The organism is Bartonella queenslandensis (assembly GCF_018155095.1).
In the GTDB taxonomy this organism is placed as follows: Bacteria; Pseudomonadota; Alphaproteobacteria; order Rhizobiales; family Rhizobiaceae; genus Bartonella; species Bartonella queenslandensis_B.
In genome coordinates this window covers 1-825 of the sequence record NZ_NAAI01000032.1, presented here as the reverse complement: position 1 = coordinate 825, position 825 = coordinate 1, and the positions used below count along the sequence as shown (strand labels likewise).

Genomic DNA, 825 nt, shown 5'->3' with positions numbered 1-825 from the left:
CGGTAATCGAACCACCACGAACGCCCGAAAGAATCCGTGCCGCATTATTAACATTCGCAATACTTACCTTCGTTCCACTTACTTCTCCACCAATGGTAATAAGTCCTGCTGTATCCTGCTTAACAAGACTATTACCTGTCCCATTAATGACCATATTTTCTATCTTTTTATCAAGATTTGTGAAAGAACTACTTACGCCAGTAAAAGCGTCTGCAACCGTACTATAGTTCTTTTCAGTCCCACTACCATTCTTATCAAAGACTTTAACTGTAAAAGTAGGCGCACTCCAAGCTTCATTTTTATAGCTAGCACCACCACCAAAATAGCCTGCAACCGTATTGCTCATAGCATAAAATTGAGAACCATTGATCGCATCCGTTGATGTTGCGGTAATCGAACCACCACGAACGCCCGAAAGAATCCGTGTCGCATTATACATATTTGCAATACTTACCCTAGTGCCAATTACTTGTCTACCAATGGTAATAAGCCCATCGCTATTTAGCGTAATAAGCACCTCACCCGATGCGTTGGAAGCTACATTTTTAATCGCTTTATTAAGATTCTCAAACGAATTATTCACACCAGCAAATGCACCTGCAACAGTGCTATAATTTTCCTGTGTCTGATTACCATTCTGATCAAAGGCTTTAATCATAAAAACAGGAGATCTCCAAGTTCCATTTTCATAGCTAGCACCACCGCCGAAAGACTGAGCGATCCCTGAGCCCAATTTATAAAGCTGAGAACCATTGACTGCTAGACTCGATGTTGGGGAAATCACAGCATCACGAACACCGAAAATAAACCGCCCCTCACCAGATT

At 41.7% G+C, this 825-nt stretch carries 1 pseudogene; it reads right to left on the bottom strand.

Annotated elements, in window-relative coordinates:
* Positions 1 to 825, bottom strand: a pseudogene (locus B5V81_RS08590) (Vomp family autotransporter); the annotation flags it as partial.